Genomic DNA, 238 nt, shown 5'->3' on the forward strand with positions numbered 1-238 from the left:
CTCTATATTCAATTACATTAAAAATTTTTATCTTAAAAATTTTTAAAAAATTAAAGGGAAAATAGAAATTTTGTGGAATTTATACAAATATATCGCTTATTTAGAAAAGGGTGGTGAACACAAGATGGAAGTGACTGACGTAAGATTACGCCGCGTAAACACAGAAGGCCGCATGAGAGCAATTGCCTCTATTACTCTAGACCATGAATTTGTTGTTCATGATATTCGTGTAATTGAT

Annotated in this window: 1 protein-coding gene; it reads left to right on the forward strand. The window is 30.7% G+C overall.

The window, feature by feature from the left end:
- Positions 1 to 124: 124 nt before the first annotated feature.
- On the forward strand, positions 125 to 238 hold a 114-nt coding region (locus SB775_RS33600; RefSeq protein ID WP_410865637.1), incomplete at its 3' end, for a septation protein SpoVG family protein.

The sequence above is a fragment of the Peribacillus sp. SIMBA_075 genome (assembly GCF_046534585.1).